1 protein-coding gene is annotated in these 417 nt (G+C 69.3%); it reads right to left on the minus strand.

What is annotated here, in order from left to right:
• The coding region (locus ACWGTI_RS32745; protein WP_454590692.1) for an Ig-like domain-containing protein at positions 1–417 on the minus strand (417 nt) is incomplete at both ends.

The raw sequence follows: 417 nt of genomic DNA on the forward strand, positions 1-417 counted from the left end.
AGGCCGCTGTCCGACAGGTTGATGGTGAGCGTGGTCGTCGACAGGTCGCCGTCGCCATCCATGATGGTGTAGACGAACACGTCCGTCGTCGCCGAGGAGATGTTGTTGGCCGTCGACTGGTAGGTGTAGGAGCCGTCGGCGTTGAGATGCAGCGTGCCATGCAGGCCGGCGATGTTGGTGCCGGCACCGGTGGTCACCGCCGTCGTGGTGTCGGCGCCCGCGGCGCGCACGCCGACCACGCCGCCACCGGCGGCAAAGCCGTCGGCACCGGCCACGTCGTTGGCCAGCACGCCCGCCGCCGCCGTCACGGTCAGCAGCGCGCCTTCGTTGACGTTGTTGCTGTCGGCGACCGCCGTCGGCACGTCATCGACGATGTTGATGGTAAGGCTGCCGGCCGGTGCGCTGTCGCCATCGGCG

This window comes from Mesorhizobium sp. ArgA1 (assembly GCF_053714375.1).